The sequence below is a fragment of the Chiayiivirga flava genome (assembly GCF_014202825.1).
Lineage (GTDB): Bacteria > Pseudomonadota > Gammaproteobacteria > Xanthomonadales > Xanthomonadaceae > Chiayiivirga > Chiayiivirga flava.
Genome location: NZ_JACHHP010000001.1, coordinates 146846 through 170509 on the forward strand (window position 1 = coordinate 146846; position 23664 = coordinate 170509).

Sequence of the window (23664 nt, forward strand, 5' to 3'; positions counted from 1 at the left end):
GTGGGTGTCAGCGGCGCCGGGCGCGCCACTCCTCGCGCGTCTGGCCCCAGATGTCGACGGGCAGATCGCCGTAGGGCGCCGGCAGGCGGCCTGGACCGCGATGGCGCGCGCCGAGGCGTTCGGCGAGGCGGATCGACGCGTGGTTGGTCGGTGCGATGGTGTGGATGATCTCGGTCCAGCCGAGCGTGTCGAAGGCCCAGTCCATCGCGGCGGTGGCGCCTTCGGCGGCGTAGCCCTTGCCCTCGAACTCGCGCAGCAGGCCCCAGCCCACTTCCGTGCCCGGCCAGTCGGCCGGCATCCACGGACCGAGGCGGCCGATCCAGCGGCCGCTGGCCTTCTCGATGACGGAAAACATCGCGAAGCCTTCGAGGTGCCACGCGCCCGCCATCGAGGTGAGCGCGCGCCACACCTGCGAGCGCGCCTGCACGCCGCCCAGATGCGTCATCGTGGCCGCATCGGAGGCGAACGCGCAGAAGGCGTCCAGATCCTGCATCCCGGGCGGGCGCAGGATCAGGCGCTCGGTTTCGAGCACCGGGCCGTCCGCAAACGCTGGCCGATCAGAACGCATTGATGCCCGTGACTTCGCGGCCGATCACGAGCTGGTGCACGGTTTCCGTGCCTTCGTACGTGATGACGGATTCGAGGTTCAGCGCGTGGCGGATCGGCGAGTACTCGGTGGTGATGCCGGCGCCGCCGAGGATGTCGCGGGCTTCGCGCGCGATGTCGATGGCCATGCGGCAGTTGTTCCACTTCGCCAGCGACACCTGCGCCGGCTGCATGGTGCCCGCGTCCTTCAGGCGGCCGAGCTGCAGCGACAGCAGCTGCGCCAGCGTGATGCGGCGCGCCATGTCGGCGAGCTTGAGCTGCACCGCCTGCGTGGCCGCGATCGGGCGATTGAACAGCACGCGGTCCTTCGCGTAGTTGTTGGCTTCGGTCAGGCAGGCGATGGCGGCGCCGATCGGGCCCCAGGTGATGCCGTAGCGCGCCTGCGTGAGGCAGCCGAGCGGGCCCTTGAGGCCCTTCACGTTCGGCAGGCGGTTGCTGTCCGGGATGCGCACGTTGTCGAAGAACAGGCCGGACGTCACCGACGCACGCAGGCTCATCTTGTGCTTGATCACCTGCGCGGTGAACCCGGGCGTGTCCGTGGGCACGATGAAGCTCTGGATGCCTTCCTCGGTCTGCGCCCAGACGATGGCGATCTGCGCAACGTTGCCGTTGGTGATCCACATCTTGGCGCCGTTGATGACCCAGTCGCCGCCGTCCTTTTTGGCGTAGGTCTTCATGTTGGCCGGGTCCGAGCCGCCGTGCGGTTCGGTGAGGCCGAAGCAGCCGATCACCTCGCCCGCGGCCATGCGCGGCAGCCATTCGCGGCGCTGTTCTTCCGAGCCGTAGGCGTAGATCGGATACATGCAGAGCGAGCTCTGCACCGAGACGAAGCTGCGGATGCCTGAATCGCCGCGTTCGAGTTCCTGGCAGATCAGCCCGTAGGAGACGCCGTTGAGGCCGGCGCAGCCGTACTCTTCCGGCAGCGACGAGCCGAGCAGGCCGAGGCTTGCAATCTCGGGAATCAGTTCCTTCGGAAAGCGGCCTTCGTCGAAGCAATCGCCGATGATCGGCAGCACGCGTTCGTCGGTGAAGCGCGCGACGGTGTCCTGCACCGCGCGTTCTTCCTCGCTGAGCTGGGAACGGATGTCGAAAAGATCGGTGGGGTTCAACGCGGGCATGGCGGACGCTCGACGGCAGGGCGCGCGGGGCGCGCGCGTTAGCCGGATAGTCTACCTTCGCTAGGCCCACAACGCATGCGGGCGCGGCCTTGCGACCGCGCCCGCCGAGATGTGGAAACGTTTCCCGTGCGGCTATCGACGCTGCGGCGCGTCCTGCACGACACGATCGGTGGCCACGACCACGGCACCGTCGACCACCGGCAGCCGGTCGCCGGGCTCCTCGGCCATGCGCACGGAGCGCTCGACCCCGTTGTAGCGATAGGTCACGTCGTAGCCCACCACCGTGTCGCGCTCGCCCAGTGCGATCGTGTCGCCGGGTTCGCTGTCGACCTGGGTCTGGCCACGCTCGCCATCGTCGGTGCGGTAATCGACCTTGTAGCCGACGATGCCCTCCTTGGCCTCGTTGATGGTCTGGCAATCGCGCTGCGCCCGGTTCACCACCCGCCCGCCGACATGGCGACGGTCGACTTCGCGACCCGCATACCCGCCTGCAACCGCGCCGGCGACCGTCGCGAGCTTGCGGCCGTCGCCACCGCCGACCTGGTTGCCCAGCAGGCCGCCGATCACCGCACCGGCGACGGTGCCGCCGACGTTGCCATCGCGCTCGGGCAAACGCTCCTGCACCACACGGTCGCTGCACACCTCGCGCGGCACCGAAGACACGCCGCGGACCGGCTCGGCCGACAACACCTGCGCATGCACCATCTGCGGTTGCACGATGGGCTCAGCGCGCACCACCTCGGCATAGTCGCCGCGGGCGGTGGTGTAGGCGGCCGCAGCGGCTCCGGCGACAAGCACCGCACCGGCGCCGATCATCGCGTAACGATTCATATAAACCTCCAGCAATTCCGTCACAAAGCGAGGCGCGGGCCGCATGCCGGCGCCTGCGCGGGAGAGTGGCCCGCCTCAGCGGTAACGCGGCTCTTCGTACACCGTGCGGCATTCGCGCTCGACGTGGGTGCGGCGCTTGCCACCGTCGTGGTTGCGGTCGATCCGGTTGCCGGCCACACCGCCCGCGACGGCACCCGCCACGGTGGCGGCCTTCCTGCCGCTGCCGCTGCCGACCTGGTTGCCGAGCAGGCCGCCGATCACGGCCCCGGCGACGGTGCCGCCGACATTGCCATCGCGTTCACGGCGTTCGGTGACTTCGACGTCCTCGCACACTTCGCGCGCCACCACGCGGCGGCTGCGCTCGCTGCCGGCCACGGTCAGCGGCGATGTCTGCGCGGACGGTGCGTCGCGCTCGGCCCGGGGAGCCTGGCCCGCGTGCGCGGTGCCGGCGACGAGCAGCGCGGCGGCGGCAGTGATGACGTAACGATTCATGGTCGTCTCCTTCTTCTTGTCTGGGGCGTCCGATCCGGACATCACCGAGTACAGCAGCCGGAACCTGAACCGCGCGGCGATCCGGGCCGCCGGAAATGAACGGCGGCGAACCCGCGCATCACCCGCCCTGTCCGATCTGTCGGGCTTGCACCGTCGACGGTGTTGCTTCACCGTGCTCGAAGCAGGCTTGCTTGGAAGCAGGATCGATCCAGGAGAGGCCCGATCCAACACAGGTTTGATCCAGGGCGGACTTGATTCAGGCCAGGAACAGACCGATCACGTCCGAGCCAGTCCGTCCGATTCTGCCCGCCGGGTTGCACTTTTCAGGGAACCGACATGACGAATCCGCTGCTTGCTCCCGTTCTCGCCTGGCTCGGCCGTCTGCGCCATCCGCAGCTGTTCGCGATCGCCGCCGCACTGTTCGCAGTCGATGTCGTGGTGCCGGACCTCGTGCCGTTCATCGACGAGCTGATGCTCGCGCTGGTGACGCTGCTGTTCGGCAGCTGGAAGAACCGGCGCAAACCCGCGTCGACGGAACCGCGCACGCCTTGATCGCGCTGGTCGACAGCCACAGCCATGTCGATGTCGACGCGTTCGACGCCGACCGCGCCGATGTCCTGCGGCGCGCCCGGGCCGCCGGCGTGCACGCGCAGATCGTGCCGGGGATCATGGCGGACACCTGGCCGGCGCTGCGCGAGGTGTGCAGTGTCGAGGCATCGCTGCACGCCGCGTACGGCCTGCATCCGACCTTCCTCGATCACCACGCCCCCGGACACATCGACCTGCTGCGCGACTGGATCGCGCGCGAGTCGCCGTGCGCGGTCGGCGAGTGCGGGCTGGACCGCTACATCGACGATCCCCGCTTCGAGCTGCAGCAGCGCTACTTCCTGGCGCAGTGCGAGATTGCGAAAGAGGCCGGCCTGCCGCTGATCGTGCACGCGCGGCGCGCCTTCGAGGATGTGATCCTCGCGTTGCGCCGCATCGGCGGCCTGCGGGGCGTGGTGCACAGCTTCGCCGGCAGCATGGAACAGGCCGAGCAGCTGTTCGGCTTGGGATTCTGCATCGGGATCGGCGGGCCGGTGACGTACGAACGCGCACGCCGCATCCGCCATGTGGTGCGGCACATGCCGCTCGAGTTCCTGCTGCTGGAAACCGACAGCCCGGATCAGCCGAATGCGACCCGCCGCGGCCAGCGCAACGAGCCTGCCCACCTGACCGAGGTGCTCGACTGCATCGCCACGCTGCGCGGCGAGTCGCGCGAGGCCATCGCCCGCGTCACCACGGCCAACGCCGAACGCCTGTTCGGCATCCGCGTGTCAGCGTGAGGCCGGCCGCAGCAGCAGTTCGAGGATCTTTCCGACGGCCGCGAACGCGAACGCGCCGGTGACGTGCGCGGCGGCGCCCAGCCCTGCTCCGCAGTCGAGCTTCAGTGCGGCATCGGGCCCGATCTGTGGCCGCACGCCGCAGACGCTGCCGTCGGCCTGCGGGTACTTGACGTTCTCGAGCGAGTACACCGCAGGCACGCCGAAGTAGCGGTCCGGGTTGCGCGGAAACGCGTGCTCCGCGCGCAGCCGCTTGCGGATCAGGGCAAGCATCGCATCGTGTTCGGTGCGTGACAGGTCGCGCACCTGCAGCCGGGTCGGATCGGTGCGGCCGCCGGCGGCACCGACCACCACCAGCGGCAGCTTGCGCCGCCGGCAGAACGCCACGGTTTCGATCTTGGTACGCAGGCTGTCGCAGGCGTCCAGCACGGCATCGTGATCGCGCGACAGCAGCTCGACGAGGTTGTCGCGGGTCAGGAACTTCGCGATGGTGTCGACCCGGATCGACGGATTGATCGCGCGCAGGCGCGCAGCGGTCGCATCGACCTTGCGCTGGCCGTACTGCCCGTCCAGCGCGTGCACCTGGCGGTTGGTATTGCTCACGCAAATGTCGTCGGCATCGATGAGAGTCAGCGTGCCGACGCCGCTGCGCGCCAGCGCTTCCGCCGCCCACGATCCGACACCGCCGATGCCGATCACGCAGATGTGCCGCGCCTGCAGGCGCTCGAGCGCGCCGCGTCCGTAAAGGCGATCGATGCCGCCGAAGCGGTCGGACACGGCAGCGGCGACGGTCATGCGGGTCTCGGAGCGGCGGGCCGCCCATGATACGGCGCCCGCAGCCCGATTGACGCACGCCGCGCGGTGCCCGACAGTCCCATCCATCACACGGAGGATCGGGCAGATGCGTTGGCTTGCGATGTTGTTGATCGGATTGTTCATGGGCGTCGTCGGCGCCGTGGTGGCGATCGGCGCGCTGCGCCAAGGCACGCCGTACAACGACGCGGTCATGACCGTGCTCGGACGCCAGACCGGCGCGCTACGTTCGATGCGCGAGGCCGGTCGCTGCGAGGCGCCGGAGATCGCGCGGCGGCTGCGCCTGATGCAGGCGGTCGCCGGCGAAACCGATGCAGCTTTCCTGCCGGTCGGCGACGACGTGTTGTTCCGCCGCCATTCGGCGGCGCTGTCGTCCGCCATCGACGATGCGCTGGCGCGTGCGCCGGGCGATTGCGACACGCTGGCCGGCGCGATGCAGGGCATCGGCGGCGCCTGCAAGGCCTGTCACGACGACTTCCGCTGAGGGCCCAATGTTGCCGACCGCGTGACCGCCGCCTGAACGTGCGCGGCGGACTCGGCCCGCGTTCAGTGCCCCCGGCCTATGGTCGCACCCAAGCGGAAATCCTAATCCGTGCGGAGGACAGCCATGACTACGACCCGATTCCTTTTCGTTTCCTTTCTCGCGCTGCTGCTGACCGCGTGTGCCAGCGGCGGCGGTTATTCGCGCTCCTCGTATCCGGAGCGCGGCTACAACAGCGGCCGCTATGACGGGTATGCCCGGTGTTACGACTGCGGCACGGTCGAGCGCATCGATCGCACCTACGGCGAACGCACCTCGTCGGGCGGTGGCGCGATTCTCGGCGGCATCGTCGGCGGCGTGCTCGGCAATCAGGTCGGCGGCGGCAGCGGACGCAAGGCCGCAACGGTGGCCGGCGCGATCGCCGGCGGCGTGGCCGGCAATGCGATCGAGAAAAACAACAACGCTGCGGCCATGTACGAGCTGTTCGTGCGCATGGACGACGGTCGTCGCATCGTGGTCGACCAGCGCGACCTCAACGGCATCCGCGAGGGTTCGTACGTCAAAGTCAGCGGCGGACGCGCGCGCCTGCTCTGACGGACCCACACGCGTTGCCACGCAGGAAAACGGCCGCCCGGTGCGGCCGTTTTCCGTTGCGGCGCGGCGTCACTGCTCAGGCAGCGGAATGAACTCGCTTTCTCCCGGGACCTGGCCCAAGCGTTGCGCACGCCAGTCGTCCTTCGCGCGCTCGATGCGTTCGGGCGAACTGGACACGAAGTTCCACCACATGCGCCGCGGCCCGTCCAGCGGCTCGCCGCCGAACAGCCCCACCCGCGCGCCGCCCGCGCTGTCGAGCACGATCGGTGCGGCAGCCTCGAACACGACGGTTTCGCCGGGCTCCACCGTCTCCTCGCCGATACGCACGTCGCCGGACAGCACCACCATCGCGCGCTCGGAGTAGTCGGCCGGCAGGGCGAGGCTGGCGCCGGCCGGCAAGCGGGCATCGAGGAAAAACAGCGGGCTCAGCACCCGCGTCGGCGCCTGCCTGCCGAACGCGCGGCCCGCGATCAGCCGCAGGCGCACGCCGCCTTCGTCCCACTCGGGAAGCGCGGCGGCCGGATGATGGACGAAGGAGGGTTCGACTTCTTCGTCGCGCTGCGGCAATCCGACCCAGAACTGCAGCCCGTGCATCGCATGCCCGTCCTCGCGCTCGGGCGACGGCGTGCGCTCCGAATGCACGATGCCGCGACCGGCCGTCATCCAGTTGACGTCGCCGGGCCGGATCACCTGCTCGCTGCCGACGCTGTCGCGGTGCATCAGCGCGCCTTCGAAAAGATACGTGACCGTCGCGAGGCCGATGTGCGGATGCGGACGCACGTCCAGGCCCTCGCCCGGCGCGAACCGGGCCGGTCCGATGTGATCGAGGAAGACGAACGGGCCCACCTGGCGCCGTTCCGCCGACGGCAGCACGCGGCGCACGGTGAACCCTCCGAGATCGTGCACTCGTCCGCGAATCCGCACGTTGATCGGGGCCATGCTTGCCGTCTCCGGAAAAGTCTGGATCATACGTGCTGCCCGCGCCGCGCGACCAGAAGACGCTGCCGGGAAACGGGGCCCTACAACAAGAACGACAAGGCGTGCGGCTCGGACGCTGCGCTGGGATCGGGAAGATCATGCCGTTTCGTGTCTGCGCCGTGCTGGCGCTGTGCTGTATCGCATCGCCCGCCGTCGCCGCCATCGTGGTCGACGGACGGCGCGACGAGCCCGAATGGCGGGCTGCGCAACGTTTCGACGATTTCCGCGTCACCGCGCCCTACACGCTCGACGCACCCGCGCTCCGGACCACGGCCTGGCTGCTGTCCACGCCCGAGGGCATCGCCGTGGCGTTCGAATGCGAGCATCCCGCCACAGTGCCGCGCCTGCGCCCGCGCGTGGAGCGCGACCAGCGCCGCACCGCGGACCGGGTCAACTTCATGATCGATTTCGACGGCGACGGCCGCCAGGCCTACGACTTCGCCGTGCTGCTGTCCGGATCGATCCAGGACGATTCGATCACCGGCGAGAACGCATTCAACCCCGACTGGAATCCCGACTGGCTGCAGGCTGTGGAGGAGGACGCAGACGCGTGGCGGGTGGAGATGCTGATCCCGTGGTCGGTGGCGGCGATGCGCGACGGCAGCGCCGGATCGCGTCGCGTGGCGGTGTATTTCGACCGGGTGATCGGCGCCACGGACGAGCGCCAGGCGTTTCCGGCCGCCACGTTCGAGCGCGGACGGTTCGTCTCGGACTTCCACCCGATCGAAATCCCGCAGTTCCGTCAATCCACGCTCGATGTCTTTCCCTACGTGACCGCGCAGCAGGATTTCGTACGCAACCGCAACGATGTGCGCAGCGGCGTGGACGTGTTCTGGAAGCCGTCTGCCGGCTTCCAGCTGAGCGCGGCGCTGAATCCGGACTTCGGTCAGGTCGAGGCCGACGAACTGGTCATCAATTTCGACGCGATCGAGACCTACTATTCCGACAAGCGCCCGTTCTTCACCGAAAACCAGGGCATGTTCGATGTGACCACGCCCGATTCGGGCCAACTGGTCTACACCCGCCGCATCGGCGGCCCGCGCGACGACGGGTCCGGGCTTGCAGCCGACATCGACGCGGCGGTGAAGCTCAATGGCGCCGTCGGCCGGCTCGGCTACGGCGTGCTCGCGGCGCAGGAATCGGATGTGGGGTCCGAGAACGGCCGCACGTTCGCGGCACAGCGCCTACTGCTGCCGGTCGACGACAGTCTGAGCGTCGGTTATCTGGGCACCTGGGCCGACCGTCCCCTGCTCGATCGCGACGCCGATGTGCAGACCGTCGATCTGAGCTGGCGGCCGAGCCCGGCGTGGGTGGTCAATGCGCAGGCGCTCGCGAGCACCATCGATCAGGCCGGCAGCGAGCGCCACGGCGACGGCGCGTGGGTGCGTGCGTTCTGGCTGCCGACCCCGCTGCAGACTTACGAAGTGGAGGCCACGCATTTTGCGCGCGAGCTCGATTTCAGCGATCTGGGCTTCCAGCGCCGCGCCGGACTCAACGAACTGGAAATCACCGGCGAGTTGCGCCGCAACGTCGACGATCCCGACGCGCGGGTGCGAAGCCGGCGATGGCGCGCCGAGCTGCAGGCGCGCAGCAACGACAGTGGCGATCGCCTGCCGACCGTGCTGGTGCTCACCCACACGGCGGAGTTCGGGTCCGGCGCGTTCGCGCAGCTCGAGGGCGCGTTCGAGACCGACGGTATCGACGATCTGATTTCGCGCGGCAACGGCCACTGGCGGCGGCCGGCGCGCAACGTGCTCTACGGCGACTGGCGCAGCCCGGTGCGCGGCGGCTGGCAAACCGAATCGGAGTTCGTGTATTTCGAGGAAGGGCTGTCGGATCCGGCGCTGCAGCTGATCTTCACCGCCAACTGGTTCGTCAGCGATGCGCTGAACCTGGAATTCGGCGGCGGTCCGCTGTGGAGCCGCGACTGGCTGATCTGGGACGAGGCCAACCGCTTCGACCGCTTCCGTCGGCGTGCCCTGGAGGCGGAGATCAATCTCAACTGGTTTCCCGCGCAGCGGCACGAGCTGCGCGTGAAGACGCAGTGGCTCGCGATCCGCGCGCACGATGGCCGCCGTTACGTGCTCGACGGCAGCGGCGCCATGCGCCCGACCGGGGCACCGAGCGAGGATTTCTCGCTCAACAACTTCGGCCTGCAGCTGCGCTACCGCTACGAGGTCGCGGTGCAGTCCGAGCTGTTCCTCGTCTATTCGCGCGGCGGCGTGTCGCGCCACGAGGACGACATTCCGGGCGCACGCGACCTGTTCGACGAGGCACTCACGCTGCGCGACGCGGACCAGTTCCTGGCCAAGCTGCGCTATCGCTTCTGAGTGCGATGGACGGCCGCGCGCGTGTCGAGCCACGCACGCACGGTGTCGACCACGGCGCCGGGCTCGCGCAACCAGCCGAAGTGATCGGCCCGCCGGTGCGCGAACTGCGCCGACGTCAATGTGCGCACGGTCCAGTCCGAGTGCGGGGCCAGCGCCCGCAGGTGATCGAGCGAGGCGGCCGGGGCCAGCCGGTCGTCGGCGAGACGCACGCCGAGGACGGCGCCCGTCCAGGCGCGCAGATCCGCGTCCAGGGTGGCGTCGAACGGGGCGACACGGTAGCTGCCGGTGCGTGCCGTCCGCGCCCAGTCGCGCATCAGCCGGCGGGCTTCGCGCCCGGCAAAGCGCAGGTGGTGGCCCGGAAAGTGGCCCCACAGGGCCGTGGTCGGCGCGATCGCGTGCAGCAGCAGGCGCAGTGCATGACCGCGCCAGCCACGGAAGGTGCGCCAGTGCGGATGCCCGCTGCCCACCAGCACGCAGTCCGACCAGTCGCGCGCGTTGCGGGCGGCGTGGAGCAGCGCCAGCTGCCCGCCGAGGCTGTGCCCGCCGATGCACCATGCCGCGTCCGGCAATTGCGCGCCCGCCAGGCGCGCGGCGGCGGGAATGTCGTCGTCGAGCAGCTCGCGATAGCCCCAATCGGAACGGCGGGACGCGCGGCGGTCGCTGCTGCCGAGCCCACGCCATTCGAGCACCGCCACGGTGACACCCGCCGCCGCGAGCGACTGCGCGAAACGCACGTTCGGACCGATGCCCACGCCGAGCGCCGGCAGCCACAACAGGGCCCGGTCCGGCGCCATGGGCGGCAGGAACAGCTCCAGCGCCGCGCTGGCGCCGTCGTTGGAGGTCACACGCAGTGTCTTGCGTTGCACGTTGGATCCGCTCGATTGAGGGAAAGCGACCGCGCGCTTGCATCCGGCGCACCGCAACTTCCACGATAGCGCGAACCGCCCCACTGCCCGCCAGCGCCAGCCGTCCTCCGCATGTCCGTGCTTCCCGACCCCGCCACCCTTGCGCCGCAGACGCTCGAACGCGCCACCGCGCTCGCGGCGCCGTTCTACACCGCCCCCGAGGCGCTCGCGTTCGAGCAGGCCGAACTGTTCTCGCGCAGCTGGCAGCTCGTCGCGCACGTATCGCAGGTCGCCGCCAGCGGCGATCACGTGGTGACCGACATCGCCGGCGTGCCGCTGCTCGTGGTGCGTGGCGACGACGGCGAACTGCGCGCCCTGCACAACGTCTGCCGCCATCGCGCCGGGCCGCTGGCCGAATGCGACGGCCGCGGTGCGCGCTCGTTGCGCTGCCGCTACCACGGCTGGACCTACGGCCTCGACGGACGCCTGCGCAGCGCCACCGAAATGGGCGGCGCGGCGGATTTCGATCCGGCCGTGGTGCGCTTGCCGTCGGTGCCGCTGGTGGTCTGGCGCGGCCTGGTGTTCGTGTCGCTCGACCCGGTCGAGGACTTCGCAACGCTGATCGCGCAGGTCGACGCGCGCCTCGGCGAGCGCGGATTCGAGCACTACGCGTTCGACCGCCGCGTGCCGTACGAGGCGCAGTGCAACTGGAAGGTGTACATCGACAACTACCTCGAGGGCTACCACCTGCCGCACGTGCATCCCGGCCTCAACCGGCTGCTCGACTACCGCAGCTACGTGGTGGAAACCGGCGCGCGGCATTCGCTGCAGTACAGCCCGCTGGCGGACAGCGGCGGCATCTACACGGCCGGCGAGGCGCTCTACGTGTTTCTCTGGCCGAACACCATGCTCAATATCCTGCCCGGCCGCCTGCAGACCAATCGCGTGGTGCCGCTCGGCATCGACCGCTGCCGCATCGATTTCGACTACAGCTACGCCGGCGACGCGGGCGACGACATCCAGGCACGGACCCGCGATCGCGAGTTCAGCGACGAGGTCCAGCACGAGGACGGCGCGATCTGCGCCGCCGTGCAGCGCGGTCTCGCGTCCGGCGGCTACGTGCCCGGCCGGCTCAATCCGAAACGCGAAAACGCCGTGTTCCACTTCCACGAACTGTTGCGTTCGGTCTGGCGCGAGCGCGGCGCAGGCGTCCGCCTCACGCGCTGAGGGCAACGGCACGACGGCGTCGATGCGGCCCGCTTCCCTGACCGGGCCGATGCGGACAGTGCAATCTGCCCGGCGCGCCGTCACGTCAATCGCAACAAATTGTCAGAAAACGCGTGCACCCTCTTGCGTCAGTCGCTACCATCGCGCTAGGGGCGGCATCGTTTGTTTTCACGTTTTCGGGGATCGATCCATGGTATCGGAGCTGTCGGGCGCGCGTCGCGCCATCGTTACGGGGCTTGGCGCCGCGGCGCTGGGCTCGGTCGTCCCGGTCGGCGCGCAGCCCGGCCGCAATGCGCTGTCGCATGCCATCGCCGCAGCGACGAAGGGTCTCGCCGAGCCCGTGCCGCCGCTGGCCGTGCGTGCCCTGCACCGTCTCGGCTTCGGGCCCGCGCGGCGCAAGTTGAAGGCCGCTGCACTGCCATCCGGCCCGGACGACGTCTTCAACAGCGATTTCGAGAGCCAGGGCGAACTCGGCTCCGACGACATCGGCTACTTCAACAGCCTCGGCGGCACCGACGACGAGCGCCTGGAGGCCTACGTCACCGAGCAGCTCGCGCCGAGTCTCATCGACGATTCCGACCTGGAGGCGCGTCTGGCCGCGTATCCCGGCTCGTTCGCGGTGTCGCGCCAGAGCCTTGCCACGGTCTTTTCGCAGCGTGCCTGCCGCAGTTTCGACGAATACGTCCGGCCGTACCGCGAGGTCGAAAAACTCGCGCTCACGCGTGCCGTCTACAGCCGACGCCAGCTCTACGAACTCACCGTCGATTTCTGGCACAACCACTTCAACGTCTACGCGCCGCTGAGCAACCACACCTACGCAAGCTGGCATTCCTGGGATCGCGACGTGATCCGCCGCTACGCGTACGGCAACTTCTACAACTTCCTGTACGCCACCGCGACGCACGTCACGATGCTGCGTTACCTCGACAACTACCGCAGCGACGTGCGCTTCAACGAAAACTACGCACGCGAGGTGATGGAGCTGCACACGCTCGGCGCCGAGAACTACCGTGGCCTCGCCGAGCCGCTGGGCGTCGACGCGCTGGAGACCAATCCCTACACCGTGCTCGGCGACGACGAGCTGGACGATCCGTCGCTCGCCGGCGGCCTCGCGCTGTCGAGCCCGAGCCGATCGATCGCGGCGTACTACGTCGACAACGACGTCTACGAGGCCGCCAAGGCGCTGACCGGCTGGCGTTACCGGCGCTCGGAGACGGGCACGAGCTGCGACACCGCCGCGTTCTACACCGACGATGCCGACCACACCGGCGGGCAGAAATCGGTGCTCGGCCGCGGCCTGCTCACGCACACCGCCGATCTGCCGGCCGAGCAGGACGGCCGCATCGCGCTCAAGCTGATGGCCTACCATCCGGCCACCGCGCGCCACATCGCACGCAAGCTCTGCCAGCGGCTGATCGCCGACGATCCGCCGGAAAGCGTGGTGACGGCCGCGGCGAACACGTTCTACGCGAATCGTCTGTCGAGTCAGCAGATTTCGCGGACGATCCGCACCATCGTGCTGTCGCCCGAATTCAAGGATCCGGCGCTGTGGGGCAGCAAGATCCGGCGACCGCTGGAGCTGGTGGTGGCCGCGATGCGCGCCGGCGGCTGCAACCATACGTTCCGCGAAGACGATCCCACCAACACCAGCAACGATTTCATCAACACCTTCGCCTCGACCGGCCAGCGCCTGTTCAACTGGCGGCCACCGGACGGTTATCCCGACCACCGCGAGCACTGGCAGGGTTCGAACACGATGGTGCAGGGCTGGCGCACCATCGACTGGCTGACCGATCGCGATGCGATGGACGACAGCAAACGGGTGATGCGCATCGTCGACATCACGCTCGAGAACATCCAGGGCGACCCGACTGCACGCCAGGTGGTCGAGTTCTGGTGCAACTGGCTGCTCGGCTACACGCCCGACGGCGGCTGGACCGGTCCGGTCGGCACGCCGTGGTCCGCGGCGCCCACCGCGATCGGCAAGCAGGCACTGCGGTTCTTCATCCAGTCCGGCTTCCCGCAGCGCGATCGCAACCTCTGGACCGAGGACTCGGATCCCATCCCGCGCGACAAATTCCGCGTCAACCAGGATTTCGAGGACTGGAACCGCCGTACACGCGGTCTGGTCGCGTTGATCCTGTGGTCGCCGAACTTCGCGCAGCGTTGAGGACCCGAGAATGAACAGCAAGGCATCCAGCGACACCTGCCGCCTCGACGCGATGTGCGGTTCCATCAGCCGGCGCAACTTCCTGCGCGGCTCGGGCGCCGCCCTCGGCGCGGGCGCGGTCTCGATCGGCTTCGCGCCGCAGCTGGCGGCGCAGTCGGCCACCTCGGCCAGGACCCTGGTCTACATCTTCCTGCGCGGCGCGATGGACGGGCTGAGCTGCGTGGTGCCGATCGGTTCCGGCGCCGATGCGCAGATCTACCGCACCAAGCGCAACAGCACGCGCATGGATGCGAGCGACGGCAACGCCGCCCGCCGCCCGATCGCGCTGCCGGGCGGACTCTTCGGCCTGCACCCGGCGATGACCGGCTTCAAGGAATTGTGGGACATGGACCGGCTCGCGATCGTGCATGGCTGCGGCCATCTGTCGCCCGCCACGCAGACACGCAGCCATTTCGACGCGCAGGAACAGATCGAACTCGGCACGCCCGGCGTGCAGTCCAGCATCACCGGCTGGCTCGCGCGGCACATGGCCACCACGCCCGACCTCGTCGACAGCGCCATCTTCAACGCCATCGCCGCCGGCGGTTCGCCGCCGCAGAGCCTGCAGGGCTGGAGCGACGCGGTGACGCTGAGCACCACCGGCAGCTTCCATCCGGACACGAGCGATACCACCTTCGCCCGCACCCACCTCGAAGCGCTGCGTTCGATGTACACCGGCGGCAGCGATCTCGACGTCGCCGCCACCGCGGCCGTCGGCGCGGTCGACCTGGTCAGCGGCATCGATTTCAACGCCTACGTGCCGGGCGGCGGCGTGACCTACCCGGACACCGGCATCGGCCGCAGCCTGCGCCTCATCGCCACCCTCATGCGGCGCAACATCGGCCTGAGCGTGGCCACGCTCGACGTCGGCGGCTGGGACACCCACAACAACCAGGGCGTGTTCGAGTTCGGCGGCTACTACAACAATGTGCGCGACCTGAGCAACGCGGTGACGGCGTTCTACAAGGATCTTGCCGGCAGCAACTTCGCCAATCGCGTGGGCATCGTGATCCAGAGCGAATTCGGTCGCCAGGTGACGGAAAACGAGTCGCAGGGCACGGACCACGGTCTGGGCAATCCGATGTTCGTCATCGGCGGCGGCGTCAACGGCGGCATGTACGGCGAGTTCCCCGGCCTGGCGTCGCTCGTCGGCGACGCGGTGCGGCCGACGACGGACTTCCGCCAGGTCCTCGCGACCGTTGTCGACAGACTGATGGGCAACGATGCTGCCGAGGCCATCTTCGACGACCCCGAGGCGCCCTTCACCTACAGTCCGATGGCGTTCGCCTGAGATCGCGCGGCGGCGGGGTCACTCGATGCCGTGCCGCAGCCAGCGCACGGCATCGTGTTCGTGGGCGAACACGCGACCGGTGATGTGGCGCTCGCGCGCGAGGATCTCCCCGTGTTCCATCGCCTTCATGTGCGCTTCCACGAGGTCGACGAACGCCACCCGGATGTCGCGAAATCCAAGCGCGATGATCGCGTCGATGAGCTTGGGCAGGTCGACGTCGTCGCCCTGCTGCGCGATGTTTTCCACCACCAGCACGCGGGTCGCCTGGCGGCGAGCGCACTCCTGCGCCACGAGCATCCAGTAGGCGAGCGAGATCTCGTACGTGTCGTGTTCGCCGTCGACCTGCGCGCGCAGGTGATCGCCGTGCCAGGAAAAGCGCAGGACGAAGCCGTCGCCCTGCACCGTCCGTTCGAGCGGCATCAGGCGATCACCACGGGAATCTTGCCGATGCGCGACTGCCAGAGCTTCGGGCCGGTCTGGTGCACCGATTCGCCGCTGGAATCCACCGCGACGGTAACCGGCATGTCCTGCACTTCGAACTCGTAGATCGCCTCCATGCCGAGGTCGGCAAAGCCGACCACCTTCGCGGCCTTGATCGCCTTCGACACGAGATACGCGGCGCCGCCGACGGCCATCAGGTAGACGGAGCGGTGCTTGCGGATCGCCTCGATCGCGGCCGGGCCGCGCTCGGCCTTGCCGACCATGCCGAGCAGGCCGGTCTGCGCCAGCACCTGTTCGGTGAACTTGTCCATGCGTGTGGCCGTGGTCGGGCCGGCGGGGCCGACGACTTCGTCGCGCACCGGATCGACCGGGCCGACGTAGTAAATGAAGCGGCCGCGGAAATCGACTGGCAGCGCGTCGCCACGATTCAACATCTCGACCATACGCTTGTGCGCGGCGTCGCGGCCGGTGAGCAGCTTGCCGTTCAACAGCAGCACTTCGCCGGGCTTGAAGCCTGCGACCTGCTCGGGCGTGATCGTGTCCAGATCGACGCGGCGGCCTTTCGAGCTGTCGTAGGTGAGCTTGGGCCAGTCGTCCAGCGACGGCGGATCGAGCATCACCGGGCCGGAGCCGTCGAGCGTGAAATGCGCGTGGCGCGTGGCGGCACAGTTCGGGATCATCGCCACGGGCAGGTTCGCCGCGTGCGTCGGATAGTCCTTCACCTTGATGTCGAGCACCGTGGTGAGGCCGCCCAGGCCCTGCGCGCCGATGCCGAGCGCGTTCACCTTCTCGTACAGTTCCAGCCGCAATTCTTCCGCGCGATTCGACGGCCCGCGCGCGATCAGATCGGTGATGTCGATCGGCTCCATCAGCGATTCCTTCGCGAGCAGCATCGCCTTTTCCGCGGTACCGCCGATGCCGATGCCGAGCATGCCCGGCGGGCACCAGCCCGCGCCCATCGTCGGCACGGTTTTGAGCACCCAGTCGACGATGGAATCGGACGGATTGAGCATCGCGAACTTCGACTTCGCCTCCGAGCCGCCGCCCTTGGCCGCGACGATCACGTCCACCGTGTTGCCCGGCACCACCTTCATGTTGACGACGGCCGGCGTGTTGTCCTTGGTGTTGCTGCGCTTGCCCGCCGGATCGGCCAGCACCGAGGCGCGCAGCTTGTTGTCCGGGTGGTTGTAGGCGCGGCGCACGCCCTCGTTGCACATGGCCTCGACGCCCATCGTGGCGTCCCAGCGCACGTCCATGCCGATCTCGAGGAACACGGTGACGATGCCCGTGTCCTGGCAGATCGGACGATGGCCTTCGGCGCACATGCGGGAGTTGATCAGGATCTGCGCGATGGCGTCCTTCGCGGCCGGGGACTCCTCGCGCTCGTACGCGGCACTGAGGTTCCGGATGTAGTCGACCGGGTGGTAATAGCTGATGTACTGCAGCGCGTCGGCGACGCTCTGGATGAAATCGTCCTGGCGGATCGTGGTCACGTGCGGCCGGCGGGTGGCGGAAAACACGAAATTGTAACAAGTGCGGACCGAGCGGATGTTCGAAAACGGAGTCCCGTGCGTTCGCGCATGCGCCCTGACACGTGGACGCGCCGTATGTCGTCAGCCAGTTCGGACCGCCACACCCTCTTTTCAATTCCGCGGCCGTGCCGCACGATGGCGGCTCGCGCCCCGGGGGACCTCAGACATGACCGATTCGAGCAGACTGCGAGACATGGGCAAGGCGTTGAGCGAGCTCTTCACGTTCGGCAAGCTCGACCACGAGCGCGAACTGCCGGTGGAGGTGACCTTCGCCCTCATCGGCTATCTGGCCAAGGCCGACAGCATCATCACCAGCCACGAGGCCGAGTTCGTCAACGCGCTGATGGACGAACTCGACCTGCCCACCCAGGGTCGCGCACTCGCCAACGCCTCGTTCGAGCGCGGCAGGTTGCGGCAGATCGACATCAAGGTCGAAGGCCGGCGGTTCGTGGCGGCGTACGGCGCGGGCTCGCGCCAGGTGCACGAGCTGTTCGACACCCTGCTCGGGCTGTCCGCGGCCGACGGTCGCGTATTTCCGCGCGAGCGCCAGGCGCTGTCCGAACTCGCCGCAGCGCTGGGCCTGAACGAGGCCGACATCGATCGCCGCCTGGAAACCATCCGCGGCATCTGATCGGGCGCGCCACACACGCCATGTGGCCGATTGAGGCGTCGTTCTCCCGTCCGGAGGCAGCCAGTCCCATCGTGAGATCCTTCTCCCACTGGGAGAAGGGTGAGGCGGCTACCGCCGGCCGAACGCAGCCGGAGGGACGCACACCGCGGTTAGTGCGAACCAGACACTTGAATTCCATCTTCAGCGGTTGATTTCTCTCGTCTCCGACGTTGCGCAGCGCGGTACCTAGCGCCTTTCCCTCATCCGCCTGCCGGCACCTTCTCCCGACGGGAGAAGGAGAGGCCTGTCGACGCCGTGGCAACTTGCATGCACCACCACACGCCGGCCTCCGCTAAGCTCCATCGATGAGCGTCCCGCCGCCTGCCCGTCCCGCTTCCACCCCACGCAGCCTGCGCGAACGCTTCGGCGCGCTGCGCAACCTGCGTCCGTTTCTGCGCCAGGTGTGGGACACGAGTCCGGGACTGACGCTCGCCACGCTCACGCTGCGCCTGCTGCGCGCGCTGCTGCCGGTGCTGATGCTGTATGTCGGCAAACTCATCATCGACGAGGTGGTGCTGCTCGCGCAGCCTGCCGGCACGGTGTGGAACCTGCGCGACGCCTGGACCTCCGGCACGCTCGACCACCTGCTGCTGCTCGTCGGGCTCGAATTCGCGCTCGCCATCGTGTCCGACATTCTCGGCCGCCTCGTGACCCTGGTCGATTCGCTGCTGTCCGAGCTCTTCGTCAATGCCGCGAGCATCCGCCTGATGCAGCACGCGGCCACGCTCGATCTGGAAGACTTCGAGGACGCCGACCTGCAGGACCGCCTCGAACGCGCGCGCCGCCAGACCATGGGCCGCAGCCAGCTGATGAGCCAGCTGTTCGGCCAGGCGCAGGACGCGGTCACCGTGATCAGCTTCGCGATCGGCCTGCTCGCCTACGCGCCGTGGTTGATCGCCCTGCTGCTCGTGGCGCTGCTGCCCGCGTTCCTCGGCGAGGCGCACTTCAACGCGCTGAACTATTCGCTCAACTACGTGTGGACGCCGGAACGGCGCGAGCTCGACTACATCCGCCAGACCGGCGCCAGCGTCGAGTCGGCCAAGGAAGTGAAGATCTTCGCGCTGCAGGACTTCCTGATCCAGCGCTACCGCGAGCTGGCGGAGAAGTTCTATGCCGCGAACCGCAGGCTCGCGGGGCGTCGCGCGCTGTGGGGCAGCGTGCTCGCCTCGGTGGGCACGCTCGGCTATTACGCCGCGTACGGCTACCTTGCCTGGCGCACGGTGCGCGGCGATTTCACCATCGGCGACCTGACCTTCCTCGCCGGCTCGTTCCGTCGCCTGCGGCAACTGCTCGAATCGCTGCTCAGCGGCTTCTCGCAGGTCGCGGGCCAGGCGCTGTATCTGGACGACCTGTATTCGTTCTTCGAGATCGCTCCGGAAATCGCCACGCGCGACGATGCGCTGCCGATCCCCGAACCGATCCGCGACGGCTTCGTGTTCGAGAATGTCGGCTTCCGCTACCCCGGCGCGGAACGCTGGGCCGTGCGCGGCCTGCGCTTCCATCTGCGCGCCGGCGAAGCGCTGGCGCTGGTGGGCGAGAACGGCGCCGGCAAAACCACCCTGGTCAAGCTGCTCGCGCGCCTGTACGACCCCGACGAGGGCCGCATCCTGCTCGACGGCCGCGACCTGCGCGACTACGACCTCGACCAGCTGCGCGCCGCCGTCGGCGTGATCTTCCAGGATTTCGTGCGCTACAACCTCACCGCGGCCGAGAACATCGCGGTCGGCCGCATCGCCGCGCGCGACGACCGCGCCGCGATCGAACGCGCCGCCGAGCGCAGCCTCGCCGACGAGGTGATCCGCAGATTGCCCCAGGGCTACGACCAGCCGCTGGGGCGCCGCTTCCGCAACGGCGTGGATCTGTCCGGCGGCGAATGGCAGAAGCTCGCGATCGCGCGCGCCTACCTGCGCGACGCCCAGGTGATGATCCTCGACGAGCCCACGGCCGCGCTCGACGCACGTTCCGAGTTCGAAGTGTTCGAACGCTTCAAGGACCTGAGCGAAGGCAAGACCACGGTGCTGATCTCGCACCGCTTCTCGACCGTGCGCATGGCCGACCGCATCCTCGTGCTCAAGGACGGTGGCGTGATCGAACTGGGCAGCCACGCCGAGCTGCTGGCCGCCGACGGTCTCTACGCGGAACTCTTCAACCTGCAGGCGGAAGGCTACCGCTGAGGCGGTCGGGCACGCGGCCGCCCCCGGATGGAGCCGGTCAGTCGACCAGCGCGGCGATGTCCTTCTCGATCTTCGCCGGCGTCTCGGTCGGCGCGTAACGCTTCACCACCGCGCCGTTGCGGTCGATCAGGAACTTGGTGAAGTTCCACTTGATGGCCTCGGTGCCGAGGAAGCCGGCCTTCTCGCCCTTGAGCCACTGGTACAACGGATGCGCGTGCGGGCCGTTGACGTCGATCTTGGAGAACAGCGGAAAGCTCACGTCGTAGTTGAGCGTGCAGAAGTTCTTGATCTCGGCCTCGTCGCCGGGTTCCTGGTGGCCGAATTGGTCGCAGGGGAAGCCGAGCACGTCGAACCCCTTGTCGCGGAACTTGTGCTGCAGCTCCTCCAGGCCCTTGTACTGCGGCGTGAATCCGCACTTGGAGGCGGTGTTCACCACCAGCAGCACGCGGCCGCGGTAGTCGGCGAGCGACACTTCCCTGCCGTCGATGTCCTTCGCGCTGAAGTCGTTGATGGTGCCCATGCACGTTCCCGAGGTTGGATGCCCAGGCCCAGCATAGTGCAATCGCGGCTGCGCTAGACTTTGCGACTGCATCAGCTCATGACCCGAAGGAATCCGCGATGAAGGTACGCGCCGCCGTGGCCCGCAAGGCCGGAGCCCCGCTCAGCATCGAAACCGTCGACCTCGACGGCCCGCGCGCCGGCGAAGTGCTGGTCGAGATCAAGGCCACCGGCGTCTGCCATACCGACGAATTCACGCTGTCTGGCGCGGATCCGGAAGGCCTGTTCCCGGCCATTCTCGGCCACGAGGGCGCCGGCGTGGTGGTCGATGTCGGGCCGGGCGTCACCTCGCTCAAGAAGGGCGACCACGTGATCCCGCTGTACACGCCCGAATGCCGCGAGTGCGAGTACTGCCTCAATCCGAAAACCAACCTCTGCCAGGCGATCCGCAGCACCCAGGGCCAAGGCCTGATGCCGGACGGATCGAGCCGCTTCTCGATCGGCGGCGAGAAGGTGCTGCACTACATGGGCACCTCGACCTTCGCGAATTACACCGTGCTGCCGGAAATCGCGCTCGCGAAAGTGCGCGAGGACGCGCCGTTCGACAAGATCTGCTACATCGGCTGTGGCGTCACCACCGGGATCGGTGCGGTGATCTTCACGGCCAAGGTGGAGGTGGGCTCGAAAGTGATCGTGTTCGGCCTCGGCGGCATCGGGCTCAACGTGATCCAGGGCGCGAAGCTGGCCGGCTGTGACATGATCGTCGGCGTCGATCTCAATCCGAACCGCAAGGCCATGGCCGAAAAGTTCGGCATGACGCACTTCGTCAATCCGAACGAGGTTGAGGGCGATCTTGTGCCCTACCTGGTCTCGCTGACCAAGGGCGGCGCCGACTACACCTTCGAATGCATCGGCAACGTCAAGGTGATGCGCCAGGCGCTGGAGTGCGCACACAAGGGCTGGGGCACCTCCGTGATCATCGGCGTCGCCGGTGCGGGACAGGAAATCTCCACGCGTCCGTTCCAGCTCGTGACCGGGCGCAACTGGCGCGGTTCGGCCTTCGGCGGCGCGCGCGGGCGCAGCGATGTGCCGAAGATCGTCGACTGGTACATGGACGGCAAGATCGACATCGATTCGCTGATCACGCACACGATGCCGCTGGAGAAGATCAACGACGCGTTCGATCTGATGCACCGCGGCGAATCGATCCGCAGCGTGGTCGTCTACTGATGGCGATCGAAACGCTCTCCGAGCACGCCTGCTTCGGCGGCGTGCAGGGCTACTACCGGCACGCGTCGGATGCCACGCGCGGCGCAATGAAATTCTCCGTGTTCCGGCCGCCGCAGGCGCGCGGCGGCGCGGTGCCGGTGCTGTTCTGCCTCGCCGGACTCACGTGCAACGAGGAAACCTTCGCGATCAAGGCCGGTGCGCAGCGCGTGGCGGCGGACCTGGGCCTGATGCTGGTGGCGCCGGACACCAGTCCGCGCGACACCGGCATGGACGGCGCCACCGGCGACTGGGAGTTCGGCGAAGGCGCGGGCTTCTACCTCGATGCGACGCAGGCGCCGTGGTCGCAGCGGTTCCGCATGCGCAGCTACGTGGCCGAGGAACTGCCGCAGGTCGTCGCGGATGCGTTCGCGGCCGATGTCGACCGTGCCGGCATCGTCGGCCACTCGATGGGCGGCCACGGTGCGCTGACGCTCGCGCTGACGTCTCCCGAGCGTTTCCGGTCCGTGTCCGCGTTCGCGCCCATCGTCGCTCCAACGCAGGTGCCGTGGGGCCACAAGGCGTTCTCCCGCTACCTCGGCGAGGATCGCAACGGGTGGGAAACGTACGACGCCTGCGCCTTGCTGCGCGCCGGCAAACGTTTCGCGTCCGAGCCGCTCGTGGACCAGGGCCTCGCGGACACATTCCTTGCGTCGCAACTGCAGCCCGAACGACTCGAGGCCGCCTGCGCAGCCGCCGGTCAGCCGCTGACATTGCGTCGCCACGCGGGCTACGACCACGGCTATTTCTTCATCGCGAGTTTCGTCGAGGCGCACCTGCGGCATCACGCGCGCATTCTCCTCGGCCCGCAGCGGGCCTGACGCGCGGCTACTGCCAGAAGCGCATGCGCTGGAACCAGTCGCGCTTGCGCTTTTTCGCGCCGTCCGGCGCCGCTGCCACCTTCACCAGGTCCGGCATCGGCAGGAAGCTGCGCCCGACCTGGAACACCGCCCAGCAGCCGCCCGCGAACGCGCCCGTCTGCAGCAGGCCGTATTCGCCCGCGAACCGGAACGGCCAGATGATCGCCGTGACGAAATGCGTGAACGAGTCGACGCTGAAACCGATGAAGTGCTCGATCAGTGAGCCCTGCACGAAGTCCCAGCCGGCGAACAGCCCGTTCTGCAGGTCGATCATGTCCGCCACCTCGGCGTGCGCGAACACGCCCAGCGCCACCATGCCGTAATAGCCGCTGCCGGTCTTGTCGCGCACCCAGCGATCGAGCACGCGGTCCACGCGCTGCGAGATCCAGTGCGCCGGCAGGCTGCCGGCAACGATGATGCCGGCGTACACCAGCAGGAACATGCCGAAGATGCCCGGCAGCCAGCGTGCGCCCATCACCATCGCCGCCACGCAGAGCAAGAGGCCGATGGCCGCCACCACGGCGACGACGAGCCGCTGCTCCTGGCTCAGTGCGAGTCCCGGAGTCGCGGCGGCGCCCTCGAATGTGGGCGTGCTCGGCGGGATCGGTCGGTCCTTCGGCGGCGGTGGCGGCAGGACCGGCGGTGGCGGGGGCGAATCGTTCACGGCGGAAGTCTCGACGTGCGGGACGCGTGCGTCAACGACCGCGGGTGCGGATCGGGAGGCCGCAGCGCGTATTCCCGCCGCGCAAACGAAAACGCCGACCGGACTTGCATCCGGTCGGCGCCTGTCTTACTCGATGATGCTGGATCTTAGAGCGGCTGGACCTGGTCGGCCTGGTAGCCCTTCGGACCCTGCGTCACGACGAAGGTGACCTTCTGGCCTTCCTTCAGCGACTTGAAGCCGGTGCCCTGGATCGCACGAAAATGCACGAAGAGATCTTCGCCACCGTCGCGGCTGATGAAGCCGAAACCCTTTGCATCGTTGAACCACTTGACGGTTCCGGTCTGACGATCAGACATGGTGTAACTCCTGAAACTTGGTGAACTGGATAAGTAATCGCGCCAGCACAAGCCGGCGAGACTGAG

Annotated in this window: 23 protein-coding genes and 1 pseudogene; 12 read left to right on the forward strand and 12 right to left on the reverse strand. The window is 68.3% G+C overall.

Going from position 1 to position 23664, the window contains the following annotated elements; all coding sequences use genetic code 11:
- Positions 1-7 precede the first annotated feature (7 nt).
- From HNQ52_RS00645 to HNQ52_RS17335, 4 genes and pseudogenes are all read right to left on the reverse strand, one after another.
- Complete coding sequence (locus HNQ52_RS00645; protein ID WP_425486439.1) at positions 8-532, reverse strand: GNAT family N-acetyltransferase; 525 nt, start codon at positions 530-532, stop codon at positions 8-10.
- A gap of 25 nt (positions 533-557) precedes the next feature.
- Positions 558-1724, reverse strand: coding sequence for an acyl-CoA dehydrogenase family protein (locus HNQ52_RS00650; protein WP_183958760.1), 1167 nt, complete (start codon positions 1722-1724; stop codon positions 558-560).
- Positions 1725-1856: 132 nt separating this feature from the next.
- The gene (locus HNQ52_RS00655; RefSeq protein ID WP_183958761.1) at positions 1857-2555 is read right to left on the reverse strand and encodes a glycine zipper 2TM domain-containing protein; all 699 of its coding nucleotides are present in this window, start codon (positions 2553-2555) and stop codon (positions 1857-1859) included.
- A 102-nt stretch (positions 2556-2657) separates the two neighbouring features.
- A pseudogene (locus HNQ52_RS17335) lies at positions 2658-3089 on the reverse strand (glycine zipper 2TM domain-containing protein); the annotation flags it as partial.
- 294 nt (positions 3090-3383) lie between these two features.
- On the opposite strand from HNQ52_RS17335, the gene HNQ52_RS00665 reads away from it, so the two are divergent.
- Together HNQ52_RS00665 and HNQ52_RS00670 are read left to right on the forward strand one after the other, a co-directional pair.
- Positions 3384-3599, forward strand: coding sequence for a DUF6116 family protein (locus HNQ52_RS00665; RefSeq protein ID WP_183958765.1), 216 nt, complete (start codon positions 3384-3386; stop codon positions 3597-3599).
- On the forward strand, positions 3599-4372 hold the full coding sequence (locus HNQ52_RS00670) for a TatD family hydrolase (RefSeq protein WP_183959920.1): 774 nt from the start codon (positions 3599-3601) through the stop codon (positions 4370-4372). Before HNQ52_RS00665 ends, HNQ52_RS00670 begins: the two co-directional genes overlap by 1 nt.
- On the opposite strand, the gene HNQ52_RS00675 is transcribed toward HNQ52_RS00670, so the two are convergent.
- Positions 4364-5164 (reverse strand): tRNA threonylcarbamoyladenosine dehydratase, encoded by an 801-nt coding sequence (locus HNQ52_RS00675; RefSeq protein ID WP_183958767.1) that lies wholly within the window; start codon positions 5162-5164, stop codon positions 4364-4366. The genes HNQ52_RS00670 and HNQ52_RS00675 overlap by 9 nt on opposite strands.
- 106 nt (positions 5165-5270) lie before the next feature.
- Between HNQ52_RS00675 and HNQ52_RS00680 the strand changes: the two genes are divergently transcribed.
- Positions 5271-5666, forward strand: a complete 396-nt coding sequence (locus tag HNQ52_RS00680; RefSeq protein ID WP_183958769.1) for a cytochrome c — start codon at positions 5271-5273, stop codon at positions 5664-5666.
- Positions 5667-5789: 123 nt separating this feature from the next.
- Positions 5790-6257 carry an outer membrane lipoprotein gene (locus tag HNQ52_RS00685; RefSeq protein ID WP_183958771.1) on the forward strand — a complete coding sequence of 156 codons (468 nt, stop codon included), beginning with the start codon at positions 5790-5792 and terminating at the stop codon, positions 6255-6257.
- 69 nt (positions 6258-6326) lie between these two features.
- Here the strand turns inward: HNQ52_RS00685 and HNQ52_RS00690 are convergent, their stop codons facing one another.
- Positions 6327-7187 (reverse strand): pirin family protein, encoded by an 861-nt coding sequence (locus HNQ52_RS00690; RefSeq protein WP_425486455.1) that lies wholly within the window; start codon positions 7185-7187, stop codon positions 6327-6329.
- A gap of 146 nt (positions 7188-7333) precedes the next feature.
- On the opposite strand from HNQ52_RS00690, the gene HNQ52_RS00695 reads away from it, so the two are divergent.
- A complete protein-coding gene (locus tag HNQ52_RS00695) occupies positions 7334-9565 on the forward strand; it encodes a DUF5916 domain-containing protein (protein ID WP_183958775.1) in 2232 nt (743 codons plus the stop codon).
- On the opposite strand, the gene HNQ52_RS00700 is transcribed toward HNQ52_RS00695, so the two are convergent.
- On the reverse strand, positions 9553-10431 hold the full coding sequence (locus tag HNQ52_RS00700) for an alpha/beta fold hydrolase (protein WP_183958777.1): 879 nt from the start codon (positions 10429-10431) through the stop codon (positions 9553-9555). The genes HNQ52_RS00695 and HNQ52_RS00700 overlap by 13 nt on opposite strands.
- A 111-nt stretch (positions 10432-10542) precedes the next feature.
- Between HNQ52_RS00700 and HNQ52_RS00705 the strand changes: the two genes are divergently transcribed.
- The 3 genes from HNQ52_RS00705 to HNQ52_RS00715 all read left to right on the forward strand — a co-directional run bounded on the left by HNQ52_RS00705 (position 10543) and on the right by HNQ52_RS00715 (position 15137).
- On the forward strand, positions 10543-11637 hold the full coding sequence (locus HNQ52_RS00705; RefSeq protein ID WP_183958779.1) for an aromatic ring-hydroxylating oxygenase subunit alpha: 1095 nt from the start codon (positions 10543-10545) through the stop codon (positions 11635-11637).
- A gap of 190 nt (positions 11638-11827) precedes the next feature.
- Positions 11828-13807 carry a DUF1800 domain-containing protein gene (locus HNQ52_RS00710; RefSeq protein WP_183958781.1) on the forward strand — a complete coding sequence of 660 codons (1980 nt, stop codon included), beginning with the start codon at positions 11828-11830 and terminating at the stop codon, positions 13805-13807.
- 10 nt (positions 13808-13817) lie between these two features.
- Positions 13818-15137, forward strand: a complete 1320-nt coding sequence (locus HNQ52_RS00715) for a DUF1501 domain-containing protein (protein ID WP_183958783.1) — start codon at positions 13818-13820, stop codon at positions 15135-15137.
- Positions 15138-15155: 18 nt separating this feature from the next.
- Here HNQ52_RS00715 and HNQ52_RS00720 read toward each other — a convergent pair whose 3' ends face one another.
- A complete protein-coding gene (locus tag HNQ52_RS00720) occupies positions 15156-15557 on the reverse strand; it encodes a hypothetical protein (protein WP_183958803.1) in 402 nt (133 codons plus the stop codon).
- Entirely contained in the window at positions 15557-17071 is a 1515-nt protein-coding gene (locus HNQ52_RS00725) for a FumA C-terminus/TtdB family hydratase beta subunit (protein ID WP_183958805.1), read from the reverse strand. The genes HNQ52_RS00720 and HNQ52_RS00725 overlap by 1 nt, the downstream gene beginning before the upstream one ends.
- 205 nt (positions 17072-17276) lie before the next feature.
- Between HNQ52_RS00725 and HNQ52_RS00730 the strand changes: the two genes are divergently transcribed.
- Together HNQ52_RS00730 and HNQ52_RS00735 are read left to right on the forward strand one after the other, a co-directional pair.
- Positions 17277-17741: a TerB family tellurite resistance protein gene (locus HNQ52_RS00730; protein ID WP_183958807.1), complete on the forward strand. Its 465-nt coding sequence runs from the start codon at positions 17277-17279 to the stop codon at positions 17739-17741.
- Positions 17742-18085: 344 nt separating this feature from the next.
- Positions 18086-19954 carry an ABC transporter ATP-binding protein gene (locus HNQ52_RS00735; protein ID WP_183958810.1) on the forward strand — a complete coding sequence of 623 codons (1869 nt, stop codon included), beginning with the start codon at positions 18086-18088 and terminating at the stop codon, positions 19952-19954.
- Between the two features lie 37 nt (positions 19955-19991).
- On the opposite strand, the gene HNQ52_RS00740 is transcribed toward HNQ52_RS00735, so the two are convergent.
- Positions 19992-20474: a glutathione peroxidase gene (locus HNQ52_RS00740; RefSeq protein ID WP_183958812.1), complete on the reverse strand. Its 483-nt coding sequence runs from the start codon at positions 20472-20474 to the stop codon at positions 19992-19994.
- Between the two features lie 98 nt (positions 20475-20572).
- On the opposite strand from HNQ52_RS00740, the gene HNQ52_RS00745 reads away from it, so the two are divergent.
- Both HNQ52_RS00745 and fghA read left to right on the forward strand, forming a co-directional pair.
- Entirely contained in the window at positions 20573-21682 is a 1110-nt protein-coding gene (locus HNQ52_RS00745) for an S-(hydroxymethyl)glutathione dehydrogenase/class III alcohol dehydrogenase (protein WP_183958814.1), read from the forward strand.
- Positions 21679-22539, forward strand: coding sequence for an S-formylglutathione hydrolase (gene fghA, locus HNQ52_RS00750; protein WP_281377945.1), 861 nt, complete (start codon positions 21679-21681; stop codon positions 22537-22539). Before HNQ52_RS00745 ends, fghA begins: the two co-directional genes overlap by 4 nt.
- A 7-nt stretch (positions 22540-22546) precedes the next feature.
- Here the strand turns inward: fghA and HNQ52_RS00755 are convergent, their stop codons facing one another.
- Complete coding sequence (locus tag HNQ52_RS00755) at positions 22547-23242, reverse strand: hypothetical protein (RefSeq protein WP_183958816.1); 696 nt, start codon at positions 23240-23242, stop codon at positions 22547-22549.
- A gap of 146 nt (positions 23243-23388) precedes the next feature.
- Complete coding sequence (locus HNQ52_RS00760) at positions 23389-23598, reverse strand: cold-shock protein (protein ID WP_183958818.1); 210 nt, start codon at positions 23596-23598, stop codon at positions 23389-23391.
- Positions 23599-23664: the final 66 nt, after the last annotated feature.